Origin of the sequence: Helicobacter pametensis ATCC 51478, assembly GCF_000518225.1 — a bacterium.
In the GTDB taxonomy this organism is placed as follows: Bacteria; Campylobacterota; Campylobacteria; order Campylobacterales; family Helicobacteraceae; genus Helicobacter_G; species Helicobacter_G pametensis.
In genome coordinates, this window is sequence record NZ_KI912401.1 from 442134 (window position 1) to 468339 (window position 26206).

Consider the following 26206-nt stretch of genomic DNA (forward strand, 5'->3'; position numbering starts at 1 on the left):
AATGGATATCACACAAGGCATTCAGCTCTCACCACAGATCTTGGAAGATATGGGATGTGAGTGGCATACAGACCCTGATCAAAGTGCATATATCAGCAATGAGATCATCAATATCACACAAGAAGAAGCTGATGCATTCTATGAGGCTGGAAATGAGCTTTATGAGATGTATTGTGAGGCAGGAGACTATGTCATCCAAAATGACCTTTTCTTTGAGCTAGATATCCCTCAAAGTCTGATTGAACCCATCAAACAAAGCTGGGAAGAAGAAGTGCATTGGCATCTTTATGGGCGATTTGATCTAGCTGGAGGATTGGATGGCAGACCCATCAAACTCCTAGAGTTCAACGCTGATACCCCAACGATGCTCTATGAAAGTGCAGTGATCCAATGGGCAATCCTCAAAGCCAATAAAATGGATGAAAATCATCAATTCAACAATCTCTTTGAATCGCTTGGAGAAAATTTTCAGAGGATGATCACCCTAGGTGAAGATGTATCAAATTTTGATTCAATGTATGAGGGATGGAAGATCCTTTTTTCAAGTATTAGAGGAAATAGCGAAGAAGAGCGCACAGTAAGATTTCTGCAAGAGATCGCAACTTCTTATGGATTTGAAACTCAGTTTTGCTATGTCGATGAGGCGATTCTCTCTGCTCAAGATGGTTTGTTTTATGAAGATCAAAATTTTGAATTTTGGTTCAAGCTCATTCCTTGGGAGAACATCGCAATCGATGAGCCAGAAATGGCAAGCCTTATCAGAGAAATGATGGCAAACAAAAACACAATCTTCCTCAACCCAGCCTACACTTTGCTCTTCCAAAGTAAGAGAATGCTCAAAGTCCTCTGGGATCTTTTCCCCAATCACCCCCTACTTCTTGAAACTTCTTATGAACCGCTTAAGGGCAAAAAACAAGTACGCAAGAGTGCTTTTGGGCGTGAAGGAGCAAATGTAGAGATTTTGGATCCTGCCTTAAATCTCATCGAGGGCAAAGATGGAATCTATGGCAATCATAAACCCATCTATCAAGAGTTTTACGAACTCAACTCTCATCAAGGAGAATCCTATCAGCCCAATGTCTTCTATGCCTATGAAAGCTGTGCCTTGGGATTCCGTAAAGGTGGGAAGATCATCGATAATTACTCAAAATTTGTAAGCCATAGGATTATCTAATGTCATCACCATTCTCCTCACTCATTGTTCCAGTTTATAACACACAAGAGTATATTGCTAGATGCTTGAAAAGTTGTATGGGTCAAATCTTCAAAGACATTGAAATCATTGTTGTAGATGATAGAGGAAATGATGATGCGATCAAAATTGCCCAAAGATTCGCAAAACAAGACAAACGCATTCGCATTATCCATAATCCTAAAAATTTAGGACTTTTCCATACAAGAATTATTGGAGAACGACATGCAAGAGGAAAATATATCTTACATGTTGACTCTGATGATTATATAGGAAATGAAACTTGCAGTCTCCTTCATAGAGAAATCCTTAAATATCAAACCATAAAAAAAAAGGGGGGGGGGATGTAGAAATTATTGGTTTTGGATTAAAAACAGTTGCAAATAAAAAATTTTCAAATCACTCTACTTTTTCATCTATCAAAACCTATGATCACAATGATGATTTAATGAGGAATCTTGCAATGCAGTGGAATTTAGCCAATAAAGCCTATCAACGGGATTTAATTCTCAAAACTCATGACTTTATTGATTCTCTATTTTCAGAAATTCCACATCTCAATATGGGTGAAGATGCTCTGAAATTCTTTATCATCCTCATGCATGCTCAATCTTATATAGGTCTCAAACGAGTCTTTTATTATTATTTCTGCAATCCAAACTCTTTATGTAGAACTCCGGATCCAAAAATCATGACTGAATATGACAAAATTCTAAATCTTCTCAAAACTCTTCAAAGATCTCGACAAATTCAAACCAATCCTCTATTCAAAAAAACAAATCAAAAAATCCTAAGAAAAATCAAAAAACACAAACGATATCATGCTTATATCATCTCTTATCGCCAGATGCTTAAGTCCAAAAACAACTTTCATTATTTTATTTTTATCTTGAGATCACTATCTCATGCTCCATCTTTTGAAGTATTTATCAAAACATCTATACGAATGAGTATTTTTCTAATAAGCTTGGGGAGATTAAAAATTTAAGCCCTCCCCCCCCCCCTTTTTTTTTTTCATATTGCGACTACTTTCCATTGCAATTACTTGGCAAGTCTCACTGTATCAAGCATGATCATCAATTCCTCATTTGTAGGGATTGCATACACTCCAATAGAGCTATCGCTTGCTCCTATCTTCTCTTCTCCTCGTTGTTGATTCTTGGCCTGATCAAGTCTTACTCCAAGGTATCCAAGCTGTGCGCAGACCCCTTCTCTAAAATGAGAAGAATTTTCTCCTACACCTGCTGTAAAAACAATCGCATCAAGCCCACCTAGACTGACACTTAGTCGCGCAATCTCTTCAGCAACTCTAAACATCATAAAGTCAAATGCTCTCTTAGCCCCCTCATGTGTTTCATAGTTGCACTCAAGCGTATAGAAATTTGAGCTAAGTTCTGAAAGCCCGCCTACTCCACACTTGTAATACACAAAATCCCTGATCTCATCTACTCCATAGCCCTTATTCTCCATCAAATAGAGCAGAATCCCCGGATCGATACCTCCTGGTCTTGTCCCCATACTCACACCATCAAGAGCTGTGAATCCCATTGTTGTCATCACAGATTTCCCATTCTCAATCGCACACAAAGACGCTCCTGATCCGATATGGGCAATCACAATTTTTTTGTTTGCAATTTCTGGATAACTCTCTTTGAGTTTTTGAGCAATATAAGCATAAGAAGTCCCATGCATTCCATAGCGTCTCACACCTTGTGTGTAAAGCTCATAGGGGATGGCATACATCGTCGCATTACCCTGCATACTTTGGTGAAATGCTGTATCAAACACAGCTACTTGTGGAAGTGTAGGATATTTCTCCCTCATAAGTTTGATCACACGCAAATTATGTGGCTGATGGAGTGGAGCCAATGGGATCAAACTCTCAATATCAGCAATCACTTTTTCATCAATCAACACAGAAGAATCAAAAAGAGTCCCCCCATGCACCACTCGATGTCCACAAGCTTTGAGAGTGTATTCTTTGAATGTTTCAGTGATCCAATCGATCAAATATCCCAAGACAAGTGCATGGTTATGTGCCTCAGCCTCACTCCATTGATGCTCTGCAATGACTTGACCCTGTGCATCTTTTGCCTTAAAACTTGGAGCTTGATCGATCCCTTCAACCTGCCCCGATGCGATCGCTTCACTATTCAAATCAAAAATCTTAAACTTAAGGCTGGAGCTCCCAGCATTGACAACTAAAATAATTTCTTTCATTGATTTTCCTTAATTTTTATTCGCTTGCTAGCACTGCTAGTGCTGAGCTTGCCACGCGTGCTTCTGCATTGTCAGCTCTTGAAGTCAAAATCACTGGGACTTTTGCACCTAGCACGACTCCTGCAACCTTGGCATAAGCCAAATATACCAATGCTTTAAACAAAATATTGCCCGATTCAATTTGTGGAGCGATCAAAATATCAGGATCCCCACATACTTCTGAATCAATCTTTTTGATCTTGGCAGAAAGCGCAGAAATCGCATTATCCATCGCCAATGGTCCATAAACTAGAGCATCCTTGACTTCATTTTTGGCCCTTTGAGTAAGCTCATGAGCCTCCATAGAGCTAGGGATCTTCTCATATGGCATCTCAACAGCACTCAATAATCCAACTTTTGGAAGAGTGATTCCAAGCTTATGTGCCAAATCCACTGTATTTTGAATGATGCTCATTTTGACATCTATATTGGGTGCGATATTGATCGCTGCATCAGCGATAAACAAAGCCTTGTGATAAGCTGGGATATCCATGATAAACGCATGCGTAATACTTCGCTCCGTCCTAAGTCCAGCATCTCTCTTGACAACTGCCCCCATGATGTCATTGGTGTGCAAATTTCCCTTCATTAGAGCCTTCACTTCACCCTTTGTCGCAAATTCAGCGGTTTTGGTCGCTGCCTCGATATCACTCATGGCATGAACAATTTCAAAGGATGAGATATCCATCCCAAGTTCACTAGCCACACTCTTGATTTTTGCCTCATCTCCTACCAAGATTGGATCAATCAAACCTTCTTTGTGCGAATCAATCACTCCACTTAAACTTGTCTCATCTGTAGGCTGAGCTACAGCAACTCTGATACGGCCCTTAGATTTGGCTTTGGCCAAAACATCGGCAAATACAGTATAATCTCGTCCTTGCAAATGTTGCATAATACCTCCTAGTCATTAAGTCATAAAAAATGATTATACGCCGTGCAAAATTTCAAATTACTATCTTTTGATAAAATTTTATTTACTTTATTTTTTGCTTTTACTAAAAGTTACGCCTTCAAAAGTTTGGCGACTTCTTTGGCATGATAGCTGATGATAATGTCTGCCCCTGCCCGCTTAAAGCTCATCATCGTTTCCATCAAAACTCTTTCATAATCAATCACACCAGATGCTCCAGCAAATTTGAGCATACTATATTCTCCACTGACATTATAGAGCGCCAATGGCAAGAGTGAAGCCTCTCGAATATCACGCACGATATCCAAATAAGCCAATGCGGGCTTCACCATCAAAATATCAGCTCCTTCTTTTTCATCATTTAAACTTTCGCGAATCGCTTCTCTGCGATTTGCCCCATCTTCTTGATAGGTTTTGCGATCACCAAAGCTTGGAGCAGATTGAGCCACATCACGAAATGGGCCATAATAAGCACTTGCAAATTTTGTCGAATAACTCATAATCGGAAGGTGAATAAACCCTGCTTGATCAAGCACATCTCTAAGATAGCTCACCGTATGATCCATCATCCCGCTAGGTGCGATCATATCAGCTCCTGCTTTGGCTAAGTCTAGAGCTTGGATTCCAAGAAGCTCAAGCGTTGCATCATTATTCACACTTTGATTTTGCAAGACTCCACAATGCCCATGATTAGTGTATTCACAAAAACACAAATCCACACTGATACAAATTTGAGGAAAATTCTTTTTGATCACCCTAATGGCTCGTGCCACGATGCTCTCCTCACCCAAGGCTGAGCTTCCCTTCTCATCCTTAAAAGATGGGATTCCAAAAAGCAATACATGATAAATCCCAAGAGCGACTAACTCCTCACATTCTTCTAGCAAATACTCCAAACTCAACTGATAAACATCAGGCATAGAAGGAATGGGATTTTTGACATTGGGTGCATCAATCACAAAAAGTGGGTAGATAAAATCTTGCACCCCGATATGCGTCTCCCTCACTAGATCCCTCATAGCAGAATTCATCCTTAAGCGTCTAAATCTCATTTATTTCTCCTCAATAAGTGTTTTCTAGTAAAACTTTTCAGCGATTCTCAACAATACAGTCTGAAATGATAAAGCAGTTAAAACCATCTTGATAGACATAATCAATCCCAAATTTTTGAGCCTCCAATACACTCTTGATAATATAGAGTCCAAGGCCAAATCCTTGCGAATTATCTTCTTTGAAATAGGGCTTGAAATACTCAACAAAGTTAGCCTTAAGGGGATCTCCACGATTGGAAACATAAAGATTTTGTCTCACAGATTTGACATAAACCTTTTTATCTGATCCATATTTGATGGCATTATCAAAGAGATTTTTAAGCACCAAAGCAAACAGCTCAAAATCAGCCTTGATCAAATCTCCATGGCTTTGCACAATGATTTGATCATCATTATCGATCAAAAGCATAGTTTTTGCCTCATTGACGACCTCATCGAGCAAAAACTCTCTTTTGTGCATCTTGTAGGCTTTGGCATTCATTTGCTCTAGCTTTGCAAACTCTTTGATCAATACTTCAAAACGCTTAAAAACTGAAGTCAAACGCTCCTTTGCTACACCCTCTTCAAGCATCGCAGAGATCAATCTTCCCTTGGTGATTGGGGTATTGAGTTCATGCATAATCGATCGCAAAAATAGCATTCTAGATTCATTGAGTGCGCGAATCTTTGAGACTGCATTGTCAAATTCTTGAGCCAATTCTCCAATCTCATCCTTTTGCTCCAATCGACAGGAGATATCCAGCTCTCCATTGGAAAATTTTTTGATACTTGAATGCAAGCATTTAAGTGGAGCCAAGGCTTTGAAAATCATCACAAGCATCAAGACAAGCAATGCGACCACCAAAAAGATCACAAGATAAAAATTAGCAAAGGAATACTTAGGTGAATATTTAAACAATAAAGCCTCATTTGGGGTTTCAAGGAGAATATAGATCTTATCCTCTATCTTAAGTGTTTTTGCAAAGATTCCCTGAACGATGGGTGGAAGTTTATTGGTATTGATGAGCTGATTTTTGATTTTTGGATCAGTGGCAAGAGCGAAGCCAAACTCATCCAAATATTGCAAAACAACAGAAAGATCTCCACTATCACGCACAATCGGAGCCAATGTGCGCAAGAAATAGCGATATCTTAGCTCTTCTCGAATATGCTCTTGCTCAGTCTGATCACGGATAAAATAAAATGAAAAACCCAAAAAACTCAATAAAGCAAAAACAAAAAGCCCAGAGATTTTGAAAAAAATCGAACTATCAAGCAAAAACTTGCGTATAGCAATTTTGCGTAACATTATTGATTGATCTCGAGTTTATATCCTACACCTCGGACAGAGATAATGTATTCTGGGGTCTTTGGATTTTGCTCAATCTTAGCTCTCAGACGCCCAATAATGACATCGATACTTTTATTAGAGCTCTCTGGACTGATTGACTTGGTCTCAATCGCAATCGTTTCTCTTGAAAACACTTGTCCCACCTTACTAAGCAAAAGCGCAAGGATCTCATATTCTGCCTTAGTCAAATCCAATCTCTTTCCTTTGAAGAAAATATCTCTCCCCTCTGGTCTGATCTCAAAAATCTCTTTGTTGACCTTTTGGCTTTGAGTCCCTTGAACTCTCGCACTATATCGACGCAAAACAGCGTGAATCCTTGCTACAAGCTCTTGAGGATCGTAGGGTTTGGGGATATAGTCATCAGCTCCAAATTCCAATGCCTTTGTTTTGTCATTGATATCATTTCGAGCAGAAGAGATAATGATGGGGATATCTTTCTGCTTTACTACTTTTTGACATACTTCCAATCCATCTAGATTTGGCAATGTCAGATCTAACAGTAATAAATCAAATTTTCTAGCATTTACAGCACTGATCCCAGTATATGGCTCATCATAGCTAGTTACATTCATATCGTGTTTTTTTAGATATTCCGTGAGAAGTTCAGCCAACTCTACATCATCTTCAATCATCAAAATCTCAAGCATAGATTCACCTCATTTATGGTATTTCCAGCATCATAACCAAAAAAAAGTAAAGATTGTCAAAACAAACCTCTAGAGCCCCCTGCTCTAGAGATATACACAAAGGAATACAAAATATAGGAGAGAATTTTGTAACTAAGAATCGTCATGTCTTTTCAAAATCTTTTATCTTGAATAAAGACAAGTGAAACTATAGCAAAAAAATGTAAATTTTTTATTTACTTAGTCAAATTTTGCTTAATCTTTTGTCAATTTCTGCAAGCTGGAATTGCAAATACCGAAGAGTGAGCTCAAGCTTGTCTTCTAGATTCTCAATTTCAGGAGATAAAAGCCCCTCAAAAAGCAACAACAGCTTCTCTCTCTGAACACTCAAAAACTCTCTCTCATCAATCAATGAAACAGAGAGCATATCGCGATCACTCACCTCACTTCTATGTGTTTCGCTCTCCCCTGTGTCTATTTGAGACAACGCCTCCAACACAACATTACGCAAATCACTCATTTCAGTAGCCACCTCTCAAGTTTCTGTATCTCTTCTTCTGTCTTTGCCCGCACAAAAAACAAAATAAGCTCACGATTTTTCTCCTTGCTTTCTTCTGCCTCTTTTGCTCGCTTTGAAGAAAAAACTTTTTGAATTTCCAAAATACGCCCAAACATAGCACCATCTCTCAAACAAAATAAAAGCGCATTTTATCTCAAAATCTATTTCATTCTATGAGGCGCAACCCATAGATCAAGGATCCAAAATCATCTCACACTCTATCAATCAAAAGTATCAAATCTTTAAATCTTTATTATAATAATGATTATCAAAACACTATTCAAGGAGTAAAACTATGCTAAAAAAATCTTTGCTATCTATTAGCATGATTGGATCCATCCTATTGGGTGCAGAGCTCAATATCTACTCAGCCAGACATTATGATGCTGATTTTGAGATCATCAAAAAGTTTGAGCAAAAAACAGGGATCAAAGTCAATCACACACAAGCCAGACCTCAAGAACTCATCAAAAGAATGCGACTTGAAGGTGATAAATCACCAGCTGATTTATTTATCACAGCAGATATCTCAAATCTCACAGAAGCCAAAAATGCCAACCTCTTGGCTCCAGTAGATTCTAAAGTCTTGCAAGAAGTCATTCCTTCACATCTAAGAGATAAGGACAATCAATGGTTTGCAATCACTAAGCGCGCTAGAATCGTTGTCTATGCCAAAAATCGAGGTGTTGATCCAAATTTAGTCAAAAACTATGAAGATCTTGCAGATCCCAAACTCAAAGGCAATCTCTTAGTCAGAAGTGCAACAGCTGCCTATAGCAAAACTCTTCTAGCAAGTATCATCGCAAATGATGGAAGTGCTGAAGCCAAAAAATGGGCACAAGGCGTTCTTGCAAATCTCGCAAGCAAACCAAAAGGAGGAGATAGAGATCAAGCAAGACAAGTTTATGCAGGAGATGCGGATTTTGCCATTATGAATACATACTACATCGGATTGATGAAGCATTCCAAAAATCCAAAAGATGTCGAGGTGGCCAACTCTCTTGGGATCATCTTCCCCAATCAAGATAATCGTGGAGCACATATCAATGTAAGTGGTGTGGCGATGACAAAATCCAGCAAAAATCGCAAAGAAGCTCAAGCATTTATGGAGTTTTTGCTCAGCAAAGAGGTGCAGGAAATGCTCACAAACATCAACTTTGAATATCCCGTAAGAAGCGATGTCAAACTCAATGAAACCATCCAGAGTTTTGGCCAATTCAAAGAAGATCAACTTCCAGTCAGTGAGATTGCCAAAAAAGTCCAAGAGGCAGTCAAAATCTATGATGAAGTCGGATTTAGATGAGAATCTCTTTGCAAATCTTGGCAATGATCATGGTGGGGATCATTGCCATTCCAATCTTTGGAGCCTTTTTGGAAACAGGCTATATCCTCATCCAATCTCTATGGCAAGATTCTCAAACAACTCAAATCATTCATTCCAACCTCACTCATTTCTTTGATTTTCTTTTTTTGCGATTTTTGAAAGATACTTTTTGGGTCGCTACTCTTGTATTGCTATTGAGCTACCTGATCGGCGTGAGCTGTGCCTATCTCGTCGCACATTTTGATTTCTTTTTTTCAAAGATTTTAGAAAAAATCCTATTTCTTCCTCTTGCAATCCCTGCTTATATTTTGGCTTTTGTCTATGTGGGGATCTTTGATGTAGGTGGGATTTTTTATGAGATTTTTGGAATACGCATAGATTTTTTCAATCTCTTTGGTGTGGTTTGGGTTTTATCAATCTCTCTTTTTCCCTATGTTTATATTTTTGCCAAAACCTCCTTTCAAACCCAATCAGTTCAACTCTATGAAGTCGCCAAAAGTATGAAATACACCCAATGGCAAATATTTTATAAAGTCTCCATTTCAAGTGCAAAGCCTGCAATTTTTGGAGGGCTTTTGCTTGTCTTGATGGAAACTTTGAGTGATTATGGAGCAAGCGCCTATCTTGGAATCGATACATTTTCAGCAGGGATTTTCAAACTCTGGTATGACCTAGATGATCCTTATTCTTCAAGTATTCTGACTGCGATTCTTATGGTTTTTGTTTTTATCATTATGTTTTTGGAGCAAAAAGTCAAACAGCAAAAACGCTACAGCTTCAATCAAAACACCCAAATCCTTCTCCAAAAAGAAAAGCTTTCTCACTTCAAATCCTTTCTAGCAAGCCTATATTGCTTTTTGATTGCTTTTTTTGGATTCCTTCTTCCATTAGCATGGCTTTTGTATTGGGGGCTACAAGATGCAAAATTATGGGATAAGACATTTTATATTCTTGTTTTGAATTCTTTTTGGGTTGGAATCTTGGGGGCCTTTTTTGCTTTGCTTTGTGCGCTTTTTTTGTGTTTTGCTTCAAGGATCACAAAATCCATCATGCTTTCTCATGTTTTCAAGCTCTCAAGCTCTCTTGGTTATGCAATCCCAGGAGCAGTCGTAGGGGTTAGCATCATGATCATTGCCACAGGCCTCTCACATCTCTTTCAGATCCCTCTTCTTGGGACCTCTATCAGTGTTTTGATCTTTGCTTATGTTGTGAGATTTTTGGCTACAGCGATTTATTCTATTCAAAATGGTTATGACAAGATTCACTCCTCCATCGATGAGGCGAGTCTAACGCTCAATCCAAGTCATTTGATCCTTTGGTTCAAAATCCACTTTCCACTCCTCAAATACTTTATGCTTTCAGCATTTTTGATCGTCTTTATTGACACGATCAAGGAGCTACCCATCACTAGGATGCTTGCTCCATTTGGATTTGAAACTCTAGCGACCAATGCATTTTGGTATGCCACGGATGAGCGTCTTTATGATTCAGCTTTACCATCATTGCTGATTGTTCTGCTTTCTCTAGTAGGAATGTTTTTGGCAAATTTATTCATTCAAGGAAAAAAATGCTAGATATTAAAAATCTCTACAAAAGCTTTGGAAATTTTGAAGTTTTGCATGATATTAGCCTCACGCTCAAGCAGGGAGAAATCCTAAGCATCTTGGGCAATAGCGGAAGCGGGAAAAGCACATTGCTCAGAATCCTTGCCCGACTTGAGCAGCCCACCTCATACTCGCATTTTCAATGCACCTCCAAAACAGCCATTATGTTTCAAAACTATGCCCTCTTCCCTCATCTCAATGTCCAAGAAAACATTCTCTTTGCACTCCATCAATACCCCAAAGTTCAAAGAAATGATCGATTAGATGAGCTTTTAAAACTTTTCAATATCACCTCCATCAGATCCAAAAGAATCGATCAAATCTCAGGAGGTCAAGCCCAAAGAGTAGCTTTTGCACGCGCAATCGCCACAAACTGCGAACTCCTACTCTTAGATGAGCCCTTTTCCAATCTTGATTCCAACCTCAAAGAATCTTTGCGCAAGGAGCTCAAAGAGATGATCAAAGCTCAAAATATCTCAGCGATCATTGTCACGCATGACATCGATGATGCATATTATCTCTCTGATTCCATCACACTTCTCAAGCAAGGAAAGATCATCGATCACAACACACCCAAAGAGCTCTACTTCAATCCCAAAAGTGCAGAATCACAAGCCTTCCTCCCCTACATCAATGTGATCACAGACACTCTTTGTGATGATGATCCATTTTTTGCTTGGATTCGCTCCAAAAACTTTATCTTTGGTGCCAATGAAATCCAACTTGGGCAAGACTTTTGGGCTGAGGTTTTGGAAGCGCATTTCTTGGGCGCATTCAACAAACTCAAGCTTCGCTACAAGCACATCACATTTGATATGCTGCTCAACTCCTGCTACCCCATTCCACCCAAGCTTGGCTTCCAAATCACTCCTACGACACAGACTATCCCCAAGCATCAAACACTCTAAGCCCCCTTTATGCTAGAATCCAAGCTTTTTGATTCTATATGAAAGGATAACCATGGGACGAGCGTTTGAATACCGACGAGCCGCCAAAGAAAAACGATGGGATAAGATGAGCAAAATCTTCCCCAAACTTGCCAAAGCCATCACAGTAGCTGCCAAAGAAGGTGGAAGTGATCCAGATATGAATGCCAAACTCCGCACAGCCATCGCCAATGCCAAAGCCCAAAATATGCCCAAAGACAATATCGAAGCTGCTATCAAGCGAGCAAGTGGCAAAGATGGAATCTTCACTGAAATCACCTATGAGGGCAAAGCACCCCATGGAGTGCTAGTGATGATTGAATGCACCACAGACAATCCCACCCGCACCATCGCCAATGTCAAAAGCTATTTCAACAAAACTCCCAATGCCTCTATCGTGCCCAATGGCTCACTAGAGTTTATGTTCTCACGCAAAAGTGTGTTTGAGTTTGAAAAGCCTGAGATGGACTTAGAAGAGCTTGAACTTGCTTTGATTGATTATGGGCTTGAAGAGCTTGAGAGCATCGAAATCGAGGGCAAGACCTCTTATGTGGCTTATGGAGATTACACAGATTTTGGCAAGCTCAATGAGGGCTTTGAATCACTCTCTATCCCTGTGCAAAAAGCCTCACTTCAACGCATCCCAAATTCCCCCATCACACTGAGTGAAGAGCAAATGAGTGAAGTAGAAAAGCTGTTAGATCGAATCGAAGAAGATGATGATGTCCAAGCAGTCTATACCAATATCGAGTAGTCTATGAAGCCTGAGGAGAGAGCAAGAAAAAAGATTGATTCTAAGCTCACTCAAACAAATACATAGATCTTATGTAAGAATAACCTTTTCATCCATCCCAGAAAAGGATGGAGGAATCAAAATAGATCCAAAACTGCTTGATAGTTTGGCTCAGTTGTAATCTCAGACACAACTTCTTGGTAGATGATTTTTCCTTGTGGATCTACAATAATTACTGCACGAGTAAGAAGCCCTCTTAAGGCACTATCATCAATAAGTAATCCATATTTTTTTCCAAACTCTTTGCTTCTAAAATCACTCAAAACACTGAGATTTTCAATCCCCTCAGTTGAGCAGAATCTTCCTTGTGCAAACGGCAAATCCATACTGATCACAAATACTTGCGCATTTTGAAGTTTTGCAGCCTCAGTATTAAACTTTTTTGTTTGCATTGCACATACGCCTGTATCAAGACTTGGCACTACATTAATGATTTGGTATTTTCCACTTGCACCACCTACTTTGACATCACTCAAGTCTTTGCTTGGCAAAGTAATTTCAGGTGCGCTATCACCGATATTCAAAATATTTCCTGCTAGACTTACAGGATTTCCTTGAAAAGTTGGTTTCATCGTTATCTTCCTCAATATTTAAGATAAAAATTTTTTGTCCAAAAAGACCCAGAAAATCTATCAAAAAATATATATTTTTAGGTAAATTATAAAAATTTGCAGCCTTTGATACTTTATGTACTCTATCGATTCTACTCCTCACACACAAGAAGTGTGGATCTATGACTTGCAAAGTCAGATGAAATTCACTTTGGTTGAAAATCCACTTCAAGCCAAAGATTTGCAAGATTTTTTGAAATGCTACTGCTAAGGAGATCTCTCCAAGCGCTTGAAAAGTGAGCGATTTAGATGCTTTTCTTATGAAGAGATCGCAAACAATCAGTTCAAATAGGATTATTTTTTGAGTTTGATTTTGGTAGATGAAATCTTGTGGATTTTGTAATTTTTATATCGATTGGAAAATGCCAAAATCAATGCGATCAATGCAACACACGCCGCGCCCAATGCAACATAAATCCAAACCATACCATAGCTCGTATCAGGCACATTTCTAGCCAAAGTATTGATCTGTGCATGTCCCAAAGCTTCAAAAAACTTCCAAAATGCAAGCATAGCGACACAAATTGCCCCAAAAGCCACAATCCAAGCTACCTTGCCTGTTGCTTTGATTTTGATGACCTTTTTGGCTAGATCTCCCTCGATCTCGATCCCATCTTGCTGATTGGACATCGCTTGGTTAAGTTCTTCTTGTGTTGTGATCATTTATCCTCCTAATCAATCTTAAGCACGCTCAAAAATGCCTCTTGTGGAAGCTCGACTTTGCCGATCGCTTTCATTCTCTTTTTCCCCTCTTTTTGTTTTTCAAGCAGTTTTCGCTTCCTTGTGATATCCCCTCCATAGCATTTAGCTGTCACATTTTTCCCCATCGATTTCACAGTTTCGCGTGCGATGATTTTATTGCCTACACTTGCCTGAATCGCCACTTCAAAAAGCTGGCGTGGGATGAGCTCTTTCATCGATTCGACCAATGCCCTGCCCTTTTGATAGGACTTATTGCGATCTACGATGATTGAGAGTGCATCGACGACCTCCCCTGCCACACGCACATCAAGCTTGACCAAATCCCCATCACGATACTCAATGGGCTCATAATCAAAGCTCGCATAGCCCTTGGTGCTAGATTTGAGCTTGTCATAAAAATCCATCACGATCTCATTGCTTGGCAGTGCATATACAAGCATCACGCGACTTTCATTGAGGTATTCCATTTTTTCTTGCACCCCTCGACGATTGTTTAGAAGCGTGATCACATTACCAAGATATTCTGTAGGAGTGATGATAGAGGCTCGCACATAAGGTTCTTGGATCTTTAAGATTCTCTGCTCTGGTGGGAGTTCGCTTGGGTTTTGCACCCGCACTATTTCTCCATTGGTCAAATGCACCTCATACACCACCGTAGGAGCAGTCGCAATCAGATCTAGATCAAACTCTCTCTCAAGTCGTTCTTTGACCACCTCCATATGCAAAAGTCCCAAAAACCCCACACGGAATCCAAATCCCAAAGCCACAGAGGTTTCAGGCTCAAAAGAGAGGGCAGAATCATTGAGTTTGAGCTTATTGAGTGCATCACGCAACTCTTCAAATCTATCTGTTTGGATAGGATAGATTCCAGCAAACACAAAAGGCTTAGCCGGCATAAAGCCCTCCACTGCCTCACTTGTGGGATTCTCAAAATCTGTCATCGTATCACCCACAGCAATATCTGTGAGACTTTTAAGTCCCAAAGACACGATTCCAATCTCTCCACAAGAAAGCTTGGAAGTCTTTTGCTGATGGATAGGATGAGGATACATCAGATTTAGCACTTCATGGGTTTTTTGGGTATTCATCATTGTGATTTTTTGTCCCACTTCAATGCTCCCATCAATCACCCTCACAAGTGAGAGTGCCCCCAAATAATTATCAAACCAAGAATCATAAATGAGTGCCTTAGTCGGAGCATCTGGGTTGCCACTAGGAGCGGGGATCTTTTCTACAATCGCCTCTAGCAGAGCTTTGATCCCTATCCCACTTTTGGCACTCACTTCCAAAGCTTCAGAGCAATCAAGTCCGATTGTGTTCTCAATATCATCTTTGACACTTTGAGGATCGCTTGCGGGCAGATCGATCTTATTGAGTACAGGCAAGATCTCAAGATTATTCTCAAGTGCGATATAGACATTGGCAATCGTTTGGGCCTCTACTCCTTGCGTGCTATCCACCACTAGCAATGCTCCCTCACAGCTACTAAGACTTCTACTCACTTCATAGCTAAAATCTACATGCCCTGGGGTATCGATGAGATTGAGGATGTATTGCTCCCCTTGATAAGTGTAGGTTAGCCTCACAGATTGAGCCTTGATTGTGATTCCACGCTCTTTTTCGATATCCATCGTGTCCATCACTTGGCTTGTCATCTCTCGATCACTAATCGCCCCACATTCTTGGATCAATCGATCTGCTAGCGTGCTTTTGCCATGATCGATATGAGCAATGATTGAAAAATTTCGGATATTTTGCATAATCAAACCTAGAGATAAAATAAAAGGAGGATTTTACAATACTTAAAAGTTTTTTACCCCCTCCCCCTTCTCCCACCCCACCTCAATGATTATTGACGGAATCCAAAAGTGATCCCATAAGCTTCATTTCTAATGTCAAATAATGGATCTTTTGGTGCTCCTACACCTTGAGGGATCTCTGATGGGAAATAAACTTCAGCATTACACTCCAATCCACTGTATTGCTCAGCCTGCAATGTCCCGACAAAAACCTCTTTGTGCTTTCCTTTCCACAAAGCAGTCGTATCATCTGTAGCATCTCCCTTATTGGCATAAACCAAATACATCTCATAAGCGATAGGCTTCTTGGCTACTCTTTGCTTCAAATCTTCTTCCAAGAATGCATCACCTTTAGTCTTGAGCTCCTGATCAGAGAGATATTTCACACCCTCAACTGGGACAAACTTCCATCTAGCTGGGAGCATCTTTCCACTCTTTTTGTCTTTGAAGTAAAATGTATGGATGCTGTAATAAGCGGTATTTGCCACACTTGGAGTGATCCCCATCTGATCTGTGTATTCCACAAACTTTCGATAAGAATCAACTTCTTTCATCAAGCGCTGAATCTTTTCTTGATCCACCTTACCATTCACAGGCAGTCGCATCTCAAAAAACTGTCCAAACTCCTCAGGTGTGCGTGCAAAATTGATCTCTGTCCCAAGCATCACCATCGTCCAAGTTTCATTTTGTCCTTGGATTCTCAAAGCCAATCCTCTAGGCTTGCTTTTATCACTCATCACTGCCCCACCAAGAGAGTAACGAAACTCTACAGGGATTTTTCCCTCACCAAGCATGGGCACATCGATGATTGAAGTGATGTTTTTATCTGGAGTGAAGCTTCCACCCGCACAAAAACCTTTTGCGTGATTAACCTTTTGCTTTGGATTCTTTGGATCCCCATTGAGTTGTTTGAAAATCTCAGCAATCCTTTGAGCATCATAGCTCTCTTGAGCATAACCTGCAACACTTCCACACAACAAAGCAGCCACAATAAGACTTAAACTTTTTTTCATTTATTCTCCTTTGATTTTGGAACCAAAAAGCTTATCTTGTAAAGATAAATAAATTTTTTCTTTTAAGAAAAAATCAAATAAAAGAAGTCCGATACAAAGTATTCACAATGTAATATTTTTCTATTTCATTAATACAACTTAATAAATTCTAATTTCATCAACTTAAAAAATGACTAATTTTAGAGTCAAAAATCACTTGCATTTAGTCATTTCTAGCTATCTCAAAAACGGGTTAAAACCCCAAAAATACGAAATCTTTGATCAATCCAAAAATACAAAATAAATTTTGAATCCAATTCAAATCAACCAATGATGTGATTCAAAGATTTGAATCCAAAATCTTTTCAGACAATAAAAGACGGAGCCTATCAGATGGTTCTTTAAAAAATTTTTAAAAAGAGGAGCTTGTGATGATTTCTGATTACAGAAAACACTTGTCTAGGAATTTTAAGCCAATCGTTTCAACTGCGTTGATGTTCAATCTTGCTTTTGCCGCTTCATATGGGTCCAATCATTGGATAGCTCCAAAACTTGGGGATGATCCAAGGGGGAAATTTGTATACGAAGTGACAGGTCAAGGAGGAAGGTCATACATAGGTGCTCTTGATCATTTTTCTGTGGAGACAAATGATCAAAATGCATATGGACTTGGAATCTGGATCGCTCAGAATCAAACTGCCACTATTGATTGGGGTGGAGGAAATCCTCTTGTATTGACTTCAACTGTTTCCACAGAAAAAGAAAATAATTTTAAAGCAGTAGGGCTTTTTGTAGGTGGTTCCAATACGGTTGTATTTTCACATAGAGGATCAAATGACATTATTTTTAAAGTAACAAATAAGCATGGAACTGCGATTGGGTATGAAGCAGATGGATGGAATAGTCAAAGTACACACATGAATCTCGATCATGTATTTTTCTCAGTAAAAGGTGAAAGAGCGTATGGATTTTATTTTGATCGATCTAGCGGAATCGTCAGTGAGGAAGAAGGTCCGATTAAAGGGATCATTGAGGGAACAAAAGAAGCTGCTGCTTTTGAGATTCTTGAGGGAAATAATAATGTAGGCAAATTAGTCAATGTTGATCTAAAAGTTTCAGCAGAACATGCATTTGGAATCAAACTTGAAAAGGATGTGGAATCTTTAATATTCTCAAGATATCCAAATACAGGTCAGATTATTTTCAAAAAAGGGAGCATTACTGGCGAGGAAGAAGCCGCTGGAATTTATGCCTTGCCCAAACCCTCCAAATCTATACAAATTTACTCTGAATTTTCCTCAGGAAATCCGGTTGTGTTTGGTGAAGGATCAATCTCTGGAAAAAATGCATATGGAATTGAAATTGGACCTGATACATCTTCCGGTGGTGTAAGAACTCTTATGGTCAGTGATCTAAAGTTTGATAAAGATTCAATCCAAGGAAAAAATAAAAGTGTTGGTGTATTTATCGCACACGATGCTGGAGATGTTTATATCAGCAGAGCTGTCGAAGGAGGAGTAAATATATTTCAAACTGGAGCAATCAGTCATGGGAAACTCAACTCAGCTTTCTATGTTTCAAGTAATGCTAGACTCAAAGCAGATACTGATAGCATAGCCTTTAGAGAAAGATCTGTAGGTGGAGAGGATTCTCCAACAAGTTCACTACTCTATTTTGAAAGAGGTGGATCTTTTGATAGTAAACTAGTTGATTCATCTGGGCATTTCCTTATGGACAAAGATTCTGTTATTGGACAATCTGCTTCGCTTATCTATCTCTCTTCTGTCCAAACAGGAGAACCCAAGAACAAAACCTCAATAGTCAATGGTTTAAGTTTGGCTTCTCCTAGTCAAGCATCTATTCATGGAATCAAAGAAGGAAACTTAATCTATGCTGATGGCTCAAAAGGAGCTGTTTCAGCTATATTTAAAGACCTAGAGATAGAGAGCGATACTGTCGTATCAGATGATAATCTCACTTTCATACATCTCTCTAGTGGATCAGATTTCACACTTAAATTTGAAGGATCCAACAAAATAAGACCTCTTTCTGGATCTGGGAATACATATGGATATTTGATCGATAGTCCAAGCTCAGATGAAAATATTCATCTCTCTTTTGAAAATCCTTTAACAATCTCACTTGCATCAAAAAATAAAAGTGTCTATGGGGTTTATTTCAAAAGAGGTGGTGGAAATATCAATTTTCTAGCAGATTCTAATGTGCTTATCTCATCTCAACCAGCCCCTAAGGATCAAAGTGTTTATCTGTTTTACAACGAAGGAGAGAATGTAACTATCAAAAAAGGAGGTGGATTTGCTGATATTCGATCCGGCTCTCAAGCTTATCAGCAAGTTGCCTTTGGCTTCTATGATGAGTTAAGTAGTTCACTTCACTTTGCAAAAAATACGACATTTCAAGATATCTCTTCAGGTTCTAAGCAAGCAAGTGGGATCTATTCAGCATTGGGTGGAATGAAAATTGAGTTTGCTGACTCTTCTTCTCTATTGGAATTTAAAAAGATCAAATCTGATTCTGCTGAGGCAAACGGAATCGTTGCTGGAGGAGATTTAAACATTAGTGGAAATGGACTCCTTGCATTTGATCAAATCGAAGGAAAAACTGGATCAGCTGCTTTTAAATTTATGGGAGGCAACAATGACACAATCTCTATCCACGATACCTCTCTCTACTTTGGTCTCTCTGGTACTCAATCTGGGCTTGCATCAATGGAACAAAATGGCACAATCACTCTAGATCACTCACTTCTAGCTATCAATTTCCAATCACCTATATCAAAGATTGAAAATGATCCATCCAATAGTCATCAACTCACACTCAATCTCACAAATGGTTCAAGAGTCATTCTTGGAGGAACAAATGGAAAATACACCATCGATACTCTTAAGGCAAATGGATCATTTGATCATAGTCTGTCCAATTTCCTAGCAAACACTAAAGATTTCAAGGGAAATGTGATCGATCTCTCTTCAACTCCAAGTCTTAAAGATGGGAAGATTGTTTTTGATGATGTCAATCAACTCAAAGATAGAGATCAGTTTAGAACTCTAATCATTGGAGATACAAGCAAAGCCAATTCAAAAGGATTGGAAGGAGACAATCTTCTCTTTAGATTGTATGTCAATCCAAATGGATCCGATCATGTTGTAGTGGATAAAGCAATATTTGGTGATAAACAAACCCAACAAAACCACTTTATTCAAGCAATCTTTAGTCAAGAAGGCATTAAAGAAATCAATAAAAATGGCTTCAATCGCTATCAAGATATCGTTCTGGCTAAAGTCAAGGATGATCTCAAAAACAGGGTTATTTTCCACACCTTTACTCCAGATACTGAAAAATCTTCCAAAAATCTTCTCAGTGTTGGTGGGGGTTTTAACTATTTCCTCGTCGATATGAAGCAAGCAGATCATGATGGATATCATTTCTACTATATCCCCAAAGGAAGTCATCTTTATACTGGAGAGATACAACAAGCCTATGTTGATGCAGGAATCCAAGCTAATCTCTCACTCTATCAAGCATTCCTTTCTAATCTTGATACGATCAATAAGCGTATGGGAGAGTTGAGGAATGATCCTACAAGTGTTGGTGTCTGGACAAGAATCTTTAATGGAAGACAAACTCTCAACTTCAACCATTCAAATCAATCCAATTACACCACAGCTCAAGTTGGTGTAGATAAGCGGCTTGCTTATTCAGATTCTTCTCTTTATATTGGAGGAGCTCTAGCCTATACGCACAATCAAAGTGATTTCCAAAACCAAAGGGTTGAATCCCTATCACCTGCTCCACTTAATTCATCCAAGATTCATAGCGGAAGTGTTGATGTATATGTGAGCTATATTCAAGATAATGGATGGTATGAAGATACTGATGCTAAGTTCTCTTTCTTCTACAACAAGCTTGGAACATCTGATGATCAAAGCTATAGTGCCAATGCCTTTGGTGTTCTCTTACAAGAAGAAGTAGGTTATCGCTTCAATGTTCCTCAAAACTTCTTCATTGATCCCCAGATGCAAGTCGGTGTTGGATACCTTAGTGATCAAAAACTCACTCAAAAAAGTGATCTTGGAGATTTATCAATCTCAGAGGATGGAGTGATTGATCTTAAATCTAGAGTTGGAGTGAATTGGGGATATGACTTCAAAGATTTCTTTGATGCTGATTCAAAAGCTAATGCCAAGCTTTATGTAGGGACTTACTATGTATATGAGGGGATACTCCAAGGTGATAATCACATGGAATCCAATGGCAAGCATGCAGATCTCAATCCCTATGAATCTAGCAACCATCGTTTTGTTCTCAATGCTGGAACTTCTATTGCCTTCAATGATCAGACAAGAATCTATATGGATGCAGAGAAGAGCTTTGGGGGAGATATCAGGACAGATTATGCAATCAATGCTGGGGTAAGAGTGGCATTTGGACTTAAAAATCAAGCAAAAGAAGAAATTCATAAGCTTGAAACTCAAGAATCAGAGGCTAACCAAGATCACTCCAAAGTAAGTGCTCTTCCCCTATCTCAAGCAAAACTTCAAAAGACTGCAATCAAAACCACATTCTATCTTGAGATTTTAAAGTCAAAAGATAAGTTAAGTAAGCAAGAATCAGATGAGATTGCCAAATATCGTCATATCACACAGCTCAATCCTGATGGAAGCACAAGCTATCTTGTAGGACCCTACTCATCAGAAATAGAAGCTCAGAGCAAAATCTCAAAGATCTCACACCTTCTTGAGGTATTGCACTCAAGTGCTAAAGTGGTCAAACTAGATAAGTAAAGTTTGGCTTAGAGATCAATGTGTAAAAAAAAAGGGGGGGGGGTGGCAAAGAACATAATTTCATAGGGCCATCGATTAGAATCCCTCGATGGCCCTAAAGAGTTGTTTTCATGTTCATCCCCCCTCCTTTTTTATAGTGTTCATCCCACTTCTTTTACAAGAAGTGGGGGGGGGTGTTACTTCAATCTTCGATACGCTTCACATCCAAGGTTATAGCCATAATTACAAGATTTGAGATACAAATCAAGTGCTTTTTTGGAATCACGAGGAATATCCCCTCTTCCAAACTCATACATATATCCCATGCTATAGCACGCTCCCCCATTCTTCTTAAGACACCCTGCTTCAAATGCATCAAAAGCATGTTGATAATCTTGTTTGACCACCCGACCTTCTAAAAAATACATCCCAGTCTTCCAGCACCATGCTCCATTTTGAGCATAGCACCTAAGCTGTGCATCCCTCAATTCAAGTTCTTGAGGGGTTGGCGGTCTAGGAGGTTCGATCTTCTCTTCCACCACATTGCCATCTTCATCGATAATCTTGCGAGGTTTTTTGGGTGTGGGTGGAGGAGTCTTTTTGGCTGTGATTGGAGGAAGAAGCTGGTATTTTGGGACAGATTTTCCTTGTGTGCTTGTGATATGAGATCTTTTCTTTTTTTCTTCCAAGTAAGGATTGTTTTTGGCAAATTCTGAATTTTTGTTACTTGGCAAATAAGGATTTGCCGCACAAATTCCAAAGAGCGATAATCCAAAACAAACCAAAATCTTCATCTCTTTATTCCCAATTCTTTGGCCAAAAATTTTCCTGTATAGCTTCCTGTTTTTGTCGCATTTTTGGCGATATGCTCCACACTTCCAGCATCCAAGATCCTACCTCCCCTATCACCCCCCTCAGGACCAATATCGATAATATAATCAGCATTTTTGATCATATCTAGATTATGCTCAATCACTACAGCCGAATTTCCAAGTGAGACAAGATGATGAAGCACTTTTGTCAAGCGATCCACATCAGCAAAATGAAGCCCAGTGGTTGGCTCATCTAAAATATAAAGTGTTTTTCCCGTATCTTTACGACTTAGCTCTTTGGCAAGCTTGATTCTCTGAGCTTCACCTCCACTGAGTGTTGTTGCATTTTGTCCAAGGGTGATATAGCCCAATCCCACATCTTGAAGAGTTTGAAGTTTTTGGGCGATCTTTGGAACTTTTGCAAAAAGCTTCAATGCTTCATCCACGCTCATATCCAATACCTCAGCGATTGATTTTTCTTTGTATTTGATTTCTAAGGTTTGAGCGTTGTAGCGACTTCCTTGACAACTATCACATTTGACCATCACATCAGGTAAGAAATGCATCTCGATCTTGATCTCACCCTCACCTTGACATTTCTCACATCGCCCCCCTTTGACATTGAAACTAAATCGACCGATGCTATAACCTCTAATCTTTGATTCCTTAACTTCAGCAAAGAGAGCCCTAATCTCATCCATCACGCCTGTATAAGTTGCTGGATTGCTTCTAGGAGTTCTCCCAATCGGGCTTTGATCCAGATAAATCACCTTATCCAAATGCTCCAATCCCTCAATACTCACCCCATCACATTTTTGTATCTTTTTACTATGATTTAAAAGCTCTTGAGCCACAGGAAGCAAAGTCTGCAAAATGAGCGAACTTTTGCCACTTCCGCTCACACCAGTAATGCAAACAAAATTTGATAATGGGATATTCACACTTAGATCTTTAATGTTATTGATATTAACCCCATCGATTTTGAGAAATTTTTCTTGCTTTCTATGATGTGGATAAGAAATCTGCTTTTGGCCATTGAGATATTGAGCAGTCAGTGTGTTTTGTCTTAGCAAATCCTCAACACTCCCTGCAAACACGACCTCTCCCCCATTCACTCCAGCTCCAGGTCCAATATCCACGACAAAATCTGCTTGCAAAATCGTCTCTTTGTCATGCTCAACGACAATCACGGTATTACCCTTTTCTTGCAAGCTTCTTAGAGTGCGAATGAGTTTGAGCGTATCTCGCTCATGAAGTCCAATACTTGGCTCATCAAGGACATACATCACTCCAGTCAAACCACTCCCGATCTGAGAAGCGATGCGGATTCTCTGACTCTCTCCCCCGCTAATTGTGCGAGCATCTCTCCCCAATGTTAGATAGCCAAGCCCCACATCATAAAGGAAAAATAATCGCTCTCTAATTTCTTTGAGAATCGGGGCTGAAATCATTTGCTCTTGCATAGAAAAATATTCAAATCTTTTTTCATCGACAAAAAACTCATAGCATTCTTGCAGAGGCATACTCAAAATATCTGAAATTTTTTTATTGGCGACTTGCACACTCAAAGACTGGGGTTTCAAGCGATACCCATTGCAACTTGGACAGATTTTTTCACTCATAAAATCTGACAAATCTTTTTCATCCTTAAACATATCATGAGCAATCTTTAAGATTCCACTCCAAGGACGCACTAGCTTGCTTCCCCTCCATTCAAACTCCACCTCTTGAGCACTACCATAAAGCAATGCATTTTGTTGATGCTCCAGTAATTCATCAAAACATTGAGAGGGATTGATACTTGCATTTGCGCAAAATGCTTCAAATAAGTGATTGTAATAACTTCTATTGAATCCAAAAATAAATTTCACCCCTCCTTTATTGAGAGGCAAAGAAGGATCAAGAATCTTTTTGAGATCGAGTGTGTATTTCATTCCAAGCCCACCACAATCTTCACACGCTCCCTTGGGGGAATTGAAAGAAAACGCCAAAGGCTCTAATGGCTCAAAGCTTACCTTACAATCAAAACACGCAAAATGCTCACTATAGTGCAAAGTCTTGCTTCCCTCTTCACTCTGAATCTCCACCTCCACTTCACCAAAAGATTCTTTGAGGGCTTTTTCGATCGCTTGAGCGATGCGTGTGTGATTTTCTTCCTTGAGTATCACGCGATCAATCACGGCTTTGATGGTGTGTTTTTTGGTTTTGCTCAGTGTGATCTCTTCATCCAATCTCACCATCACTCCATCAATATAGGCTCTAATGATTCCCTTTTGGCGTAAAGATTCGATTTTATCTGTGAAAGTCCCCTTCTTGTCCTTGATCAATGGTGCCAAGATCACAAGCTTTGAATCCTCTGGCAGACTCAAAATCTGAGAGATAATATCTGTTTGAGTCATATGAGAGATGGGTTGATCGCATAGATGGCAGTGCTGCTTCCCTACTCTTGCATACAAAAGTCTTAGATAGTCATAAATCTCTGTAATTGTCCCCACTGTGGATCGAGGATTTTTGGAAGTGGTTTTCTGATCAATTGCAATCGCAGGCGTAAGTCCATCGATTTTCTCAACATTGGGCTTACCTACTTTGTCCAAAAATTGTCTTGCATAGCTTGAGAGCGATTCGATGTAGCGTCGCTGTCCTTCAGCATAGAGCGTATCAAATGCTAGCGTGCTTTTCCCACTCCCACTAAGCCCAGTAAAAACGATAAGCTGATTTTTGGGAATCTCCAAAGAAATATTTTTGAGATTATTTTCCTTGGCTCCAGAAATAGTGATAATGTTTTTACTCATTTTTTATCATTTGATTGAGTTAAATCGATAATAGCACACCCCAATCTTTCAAACAAGCTTTTAAAATCTTCAATCTTTTCTTTACTTGTTGCTTCAGCACTTCCAAACTGTTTGGCTTCTTTGAGATCTTTTTCTTCAAGTAAAAAAACGGGTTTTTGACTTCTTTGACTAATAGCAATCAAAGTATTAAAATCTGGAATCTGTGCCAAATCATAAGGGAGATTTTCTGTAATCACTTTGGAAAAATCAGATGCACCGATTGTGCAATTGATTGTCTGAAGTTGTGGAACCAAGGTTTGATTGACGGCATTGCGGATTTGCTCTATCCATTTTTCAAATGCTTTGGTTGGCGCACTATTACGCAAGCGGAATCTTTGCTGAATTGTCCCCAAAAACAAAGGGTTATTTTTTATATTGATCTTTGTTGTTTGTTTGAAAGCATTGATTTCCAAATGCCATTCTTTGATTTTTTTACTTAAAGAATGGATGGCTTGAAGACAGAAATAATCAGGACTTGTTGGCACAATAAAATAATCACTTCCCATAAGAGCTAATTGGTTAAGTCCGCCAATGCTCGGACTTAAATCCAAAAGGAGATAATCCATATCTTGATATTTGGCAATATTTTCTAGAGTATCAAAAAAGCCTGTGATAATCTTTCCAAGGATAGGTAATCCTGAAGTGATTTTAAGAGCTGCTGTAACTTGACTATCAAGCTCAGAAAGCTTCAAGCTCCCAGCAAGTAGGAAAAGATTTTCTTGATCAATAGGGTAGATACTGCCATCTTTTGCCAATTCCGAACCAATCGCCCCATCAATAATTTTATTAACAATGGCATCAAAGGTCAGATTATTGCGATTTTGATAAAAACTATTCATAAAATCATCATCAATTGCTTGATGCGCCAAAACAAGCCCTGTCAAATTGCACTGCGGATCAAGATCAACAAGCAATACTTTTTTCCCAAGCCGAGATAAAGCCCAACCGAGATTATATGTGGTTGTTGTTTTGCTCACACCACCTTTATGATTGAAAAAACTAATTATTTTCATTGAGCGCCCTTATAAAGACAAAGATTCTAACACAAAAAATCTTTTAAGACTAAGCGGAAAATTTAACATCAAAAAGATAAGAAG

Annotated in this window: 23 protein-coding genes; 9 read left to right on the forward strand and 14 right to left on the reverse strand. The window is 39.1% G+C overall.

Annotated features, from left to right (window positions below; translation table 11 throughout):
- Window position 1 precedes the first annotated feature (1 nt).
- From T391_RS0106845 to T391_RS0106855, 3 genes are all read left to right on the forward strand, one after another.
- Entirely contained in the window at window positions 2-1174 is a 1173-nt protein-coding gene (locus tag T391_RS0106845; protein WP_027327705.1) for a glutathionylspermidine synthase family protein, read from the forward strand.
- A complete protein-coding gene (locus T391_RS08285; protein WP_027327706.1) occupies window positions 1174-1542 on the forward strand; it encodes a glycosyltransferase family 2 protein in 369 nt (122 codons plus the stop codon). Before T391_RS0106845 ends, T391_RS08285 begins: the two co-directional genes overlap by 1 nt.
- A 113-nt stretch (window positions 1543-1655) precedes the next feature.
- Entirely contained in the window at window positions 1656-2180 is a 525-nt protein-coding gene (locus T391_RS0106855) for a hypothetical protein (protein ID WP_027327707.1), read from the forward strand.
- A gap of 53 nt (window positions 2181-2233) precedes the next feature.
- On the opposite strand, the gene T391_RS0106860 is transcribed toward T391_RS0106855, so the two are convergent.
- The 7 genes from T391_RS0106860 to T391_RS08610 form a co-directional block, all read right to left on the reverse strand.
- A complete protein-coding gene (locus T391_RS0106860) occupies window positions 2234-3412 on the reverse strand; it encodes an acetate/propionate family kinase (protein ID WP_027327708.1) in 1179 nt (392 codons plus the stop codon).
- A 16-nt stretch (window positions 3413-3428) separates the two neighbouring features.
- Window positions 3429-4346, reverse strand: coding sequence for a bifunctional enoyl-CoA hydratase/phosphate acetyltransferase (locus T391_RS0106865; RefSeq protein ID WP_034584071.1), 918 nt, complete (start codon window positions 4344-4346; stop codon window positions 3429-3431).
- Between the two features lie 110 nt (window positions 4347-4456).
- Window positions 4457-5416, reverse strand: coding sequence for a porphobilinogen synthase (gene hemB, locus T391_RS0106870; protein ID WP_027327710.1), 960 nt, complete (start codon window positions 5414-5416; stop codon window positions 4457-4459).
- 37 nt (window positions 5417-5453) lie between these two features.
- Window positions 5454-6704, reverse strand: a complete 1251-nt coding sequence (locus T391_RS0106875; RefSeq protein ID WP_051420673.1) for an ArsS family sensor histidine kinase — start codon at window positions 6702-6704, stop codon at window positions 5454-5456.
- On the reverse strand, window positions 6704-7393 hold the full coding sequence (locus T391_RS0106880; RefSeq protein WP_027327712.1) for a response regulator transcription factor: 690 nt from the start codon (window positions 7391-7393) through the stop codon (window positions 6704-6706). The genes T391_RS0106875 and T391_RS0106880 overlap by 1 nt, the downstream gene beginning before the upstream one ends.
- A gap of 223 nt (window positions 7394-7616) precedes the next feature.
- Window positions 7617-7892: a CiaD-like domain-containing protein gene (locus T391_RS08290; RefSeq protein WP_051420675.1), complete on the reverse strand. Its 276-nt coding sequence runs from the start codon at window positions 7890-7892 to the stop codon at window positions 7617-7619.
- Window positions 7889-8047 (reverse strand): hypothetical protein, encoded by a 159-nt coding sequence (locus T391_RS08610; protein ID WP_156923071.1) that lies wholly within the window; start codon window positions 8045-8047, stop codon window positions 7889-7891. Before T391_RS08610 ends, T391_RS08290 begins: the two co-directional genes overlap by 4 nt.
- Before the next feature lie 179 nt (window positions 8048-8226).
- On the opposite strand from T391_RS08610, the gene T391_RS0106895 reads away from it, so the two are divergent.
- From T391_RS0106895 to T391_RS0106910, 4 genes are read left to right on the forward strand one after another with little or no spacing between them, the layout of a single operon-like run.
- Entirely contained in the window at window positions 8227-9234 is a 1008-nt protein-coding gene (locus tag T391_RS0106895; protein ID WP_051420677.1) for a Fe(3+) ABC transporter substrate-binding protein, read from the forward strand.
- Window positions 9231-10829 carry an ABC transporter permease gene (locus tag T391_RS08295; RefSeq protein WP_051420680.1) on the forward strand — a complete coding sequence of 533 codons (1599 nt, stop codon included), beginning with the start codon at window positions 9231-9233 and terminating at the stop codon, window positions 10827-10829. The genes T391_RS0106895 and T391_RS08295 overlap by 4 nt, the downstream gene beginning before the upstream one ends.
- Window positions 10823-11767 carry an ABC transporter ATP-binding protein gene (locus tag T391_RS08300; RefSeq protein WP_051420682.1) on the forward strand — a complete coding sequence of 315 codons (945 nt, stop codon included), beginning with the start codon at window positions 10823-10825 and terminating at the stop codon, window positions 11765-11767. Before T391_RS08295 ends, T391_RS08300 begins: the two co-directional genes overlap by 7 nt.
- Before the next feature lie 52 nt (window positions 11768-11819).
- Window positions 11820-12539, forward strand: coding sequence for a YebC/PmpR family DNA-binding transcriptional regulator (locus T391_RS0106910; protein WP_027327714.1), 720 nt, complete (start codon window positions 11820-11822; stop codon window positions 12537-12539).
- Between the two features lie 116 nt (window positions 12540-12655).
- Here the strand turns inward: T391_RS0106910 and tpx are convergent, their stop codons facing one another.
- Window positions 12656-13150: a thiol peroxidase gene (gene tpx / locus T391_RS0106915; protein WP_027327715.1), complete on the reverse strand. Its 495-nt coding sequence runs from the start codon at window positions 13148-13150 to the stop codon at window positions 12656-12658.
- Window positions 13151-13265: 115 nt separating this feature from the next.
- Between tpx and T391_RS08755 the strand changes: the two genes are divergently transcribed.
- Window positions 13266-13400 carry a hypothetical protein gene (locus tag T391_RS08755; protein WP_267891541.1) on the forward strand — a complete coding sequence of 45 codons (135 nt, stop codon included), beginning with the start codon at window positions 13266-13268 and terminating at the stop codon, window positions 13398-13400.
- 83 nt (window positions 13401-13483) lie between these two features.
- Here the strand turns inward: T391_RS08755 and T391_RS08305 are convergent, their stop codons facing one another.
- From T391_RS08305 to T391_RS0106935, 3 genes are all read right to left on the reverse strand, one after another.
- Window positions 13484-13852, reverse strand: a complete 369-nt coding sequence (locus tag T391_RS08305) for a hypothetical protein (protein WP_034584074.1) — start codon at window positions 13850-13852, stop codon at window positions 13484-13486.
- Between the two features lie 8 nt (window positions 13853-13860).
- Window positions 13861-15651: a translation elongation factor 4 gene (gene lepA, locus T391_RS0106930; protein ID WP_027327716.1), complete on the reverse strand. Its 1791-nt coding sequence runs from the start codon at window positions 15649-15651 to the stop codon at window positions 13861-13863.
- Between the two features lie 89 nt (window positions 15652-15740).
- On the reverse strand, window positions 15741-16703 hold the full coding sequence (locus T391_RS0106935) for a catalase family peroxidase (RefSeq protein ID WP_027327717.1): 963 nt from the start codon (window positions 16701-16703) through the stop codon (window positions 15741-15743).
- A 410-nt stretch (window positions 16704-17113) separates the two neighbouring features.
- Between T391_RS0106935 and T391_RS0106940 the strand changes: the two genes are divergently transcribed.
- A complete protein-coding gene (locus T391_RS0106940) occupies window positions 17114-21487 on the forward strand; it encodes an autotransporter outer membrane beta-barrel domain-containing protein (RefSeq protein ID WP_084340146.1) in 4374 nt (1457 codons plus the stop codon).
- Window positions 21488-21663: 176 nt separating this feature from the next.
- On the opposite strand, the gene T391_RS0106945 is transcribed toward T391_RS0106940, so the two are convergent.
- The 3 genes from T391_RS0106945 to T391_RS0106955 are packed head-to-tail and all read right to left on the reverse strand — an operon-like array spanning window position 21664 to window position 26122.
- Window positions 21664-22260, reverse strand: coding sequence for a tetratricopeptide repeat protein (locus T391_RS0106945; protein ID WP_027327719.1), 597 nt, complete (start codon window positions 22258-22260; stop codon window positions 21664-21666).
- Window positions 22257-25070 (reverse strand): excinuclease ABC subunit UvrA, encoded by a 2814-nt coding sequence (gene uvrA / locus T391_RS0106950; protein WP_027327720.1) that lies wholly within the window; start codon window positions 25068-25070, stop codon window positions 22257-22259. Before uvrA ends, T391_RS0106945 begins: the two co-directional genes overlap by 4 nt.
- Window positions 25067-26122 carry a ParA family protein gene (locus T391_RS0106955; protein ID WP_027327721.1) on the reverse strand — a complete coding sequence of 352 codons (1056 nt, stop codon included), beginning with the start codon at window positions 26120-26122 and terminating at the stop codon, window positions 25067-25069. Before T391_RS0106955 ends, uvrA begins: the two co-directional genes overlap by 4 nt.
- Between the last annotated feature and the right edge of the window lie 84 nt (window positions 26123-26206).

Coding starts and splice junctions, on each gene's coding strand:
- T391_RS0106845 (WP_027327705.1), top strand. CDS start 2: ATGGATATCACACAAGGCATTCAGCTCTCACCACAGATCTTGGAAGAT.
- T391_RS08285 (WP_027327706.1), top strand. CDS start 1,174: ATGTCATCACCATTCTCCTCACTCATTGTTCCAGTTTATAACACACAA.
- T391_RS0106855 (WP_027327707.1), top strand. CDS start 1,656: ATGCAGTGGAATTTAGCCAATAAAGCCTATCAACGGGATTTAATTCTC.
- T391_RS0106860 (WP_027327708.1), bottom strand. CDS start 3,412: ATGAAAGAAATTATTTTAGTTGTCAATGCTGGGAGCTCCAGCCTTAAG.
- T391_RS0106865 (WP_034584071.1), bottom strand. CDS start 4,346: ATGCAACATTTGCAAGGACGAGATTATACTGTATTTGCCGATGTTTTG.
- hemB (WP_027327710.1), bottom strand. CDS start 5,416: ATGAGATTTAGACGCTTAAGGATGAATTCTGCTATGAGGGATCTAGTG.
- T391_RS0106875 (WP_051420673.1), bottom strand. CDS start 6,704: ATGTTACGCAAAATTGCTATACGCAAGTTTTTGCTTGATAGTTCGATT.
- T391_RS0106880 (WP_027327712.1), bottom strand. CDS start 7,393: ATGCTTGAGATTTTGATGATTGAAGATGATGTAGAGTTGGCTGAACTT.
- T391_RS08290 (WP_051420675.1), bottom strand. CDS start 7,892: ATGAGTGATTTGCGTAATGTTGTGTTGGAGGCGTTGTCTCAAATAGAC.
- T391_RS08610 (WP_156923071.1), bottom strand. CDS start 8,047: ATGTTTGGGCGTATTTTGGAAATTCAAAAAGTTTTTTCTTCAAAGCGA.
- T391_RS0106895 (WP_051420677.1), top strand. CDS start 8,227: ATGCTAAAAAAATCTTTGCTATCTATTAGCATGATTGGATCCATCCTA.
- T391_RS08295 (WP_051420680.1), top strand. CDS start 9,231: ATGAGAATCTCTTTGCAAATCTTGGCAATGATCATGGTGGGGATCATT.
- T391_RS08300 (WP_051420682.1), top strand. CDS start 10,823: ATGCTAGATATTAAAAATCTCTACAAAAGCTTTGGAAATTTTGAAGTT.
- T391_RS0106910 (WP_027327714.1), top strand. CDS start 11,820: ATGGGACGAGCGTTTGAATACCGACGAGCCGCCAAAGAAAAACGATGG.
- tpx (WP_027327715.1), bottom strand. CDS start 13,150: ATGAAACCAACTTTTCAAGGAAATCCTGTAAGTCTAGCAGGAAATATT.
- T391_RS08755 (WP_267891541.1), top strand. CDS start 13,266: ATGTACTCTATCGATTCTACTCCTCACACACAAGAAGTGTGGATCTAT.
- T391_RS08305 (WP_034584074.1), bottom strand. CDS start 13,852: ATGATCACAACACAAGAAGAACTTAACCAAGCGATGTCCAATCAGCAA.
- lepA (WP_027327716.1), bottom strand. CDS start 15,651: ATGCAAAATATCCGAAATTTTTCAATCATTGCTCATATCGATCATGGC.
- T391_RS0106935 (WP_027327717.1), bottom strand. CDS start 16,703: ATGAAAAAAAGTTTAAGTCTTATTGTGGCTGCTTTGTTGTGTGGAAGT.
- T391_RS0106940 (WP_084340146.1), top strand. CDS start 17,114: ATGATTTCTGATTACAGAAAACACTTGTCTAGGAATTTTAAGCCAATC.
- T391_RS0106945 (WP_027327719.1), bottom strand. CDS start 22,260: ATGAAGATTTTGGTTTGTTTTGGATTATCGCTCTTTGGAATTTGTGCG.
- uvrA (WP_027327720.1), bottom strand. CDS start 25,070: ATGAGTAAAAACATTATCACTATTTCTGGAGCCAAGGAAAATAATCTC.
- T391_RS0106955 (WP_027327721.1), bottom strand. CDS start 26,122: ATGAAAATAATTAGTTTTTTCAATCATAAAGGTGGTGTGAGCAAAACA.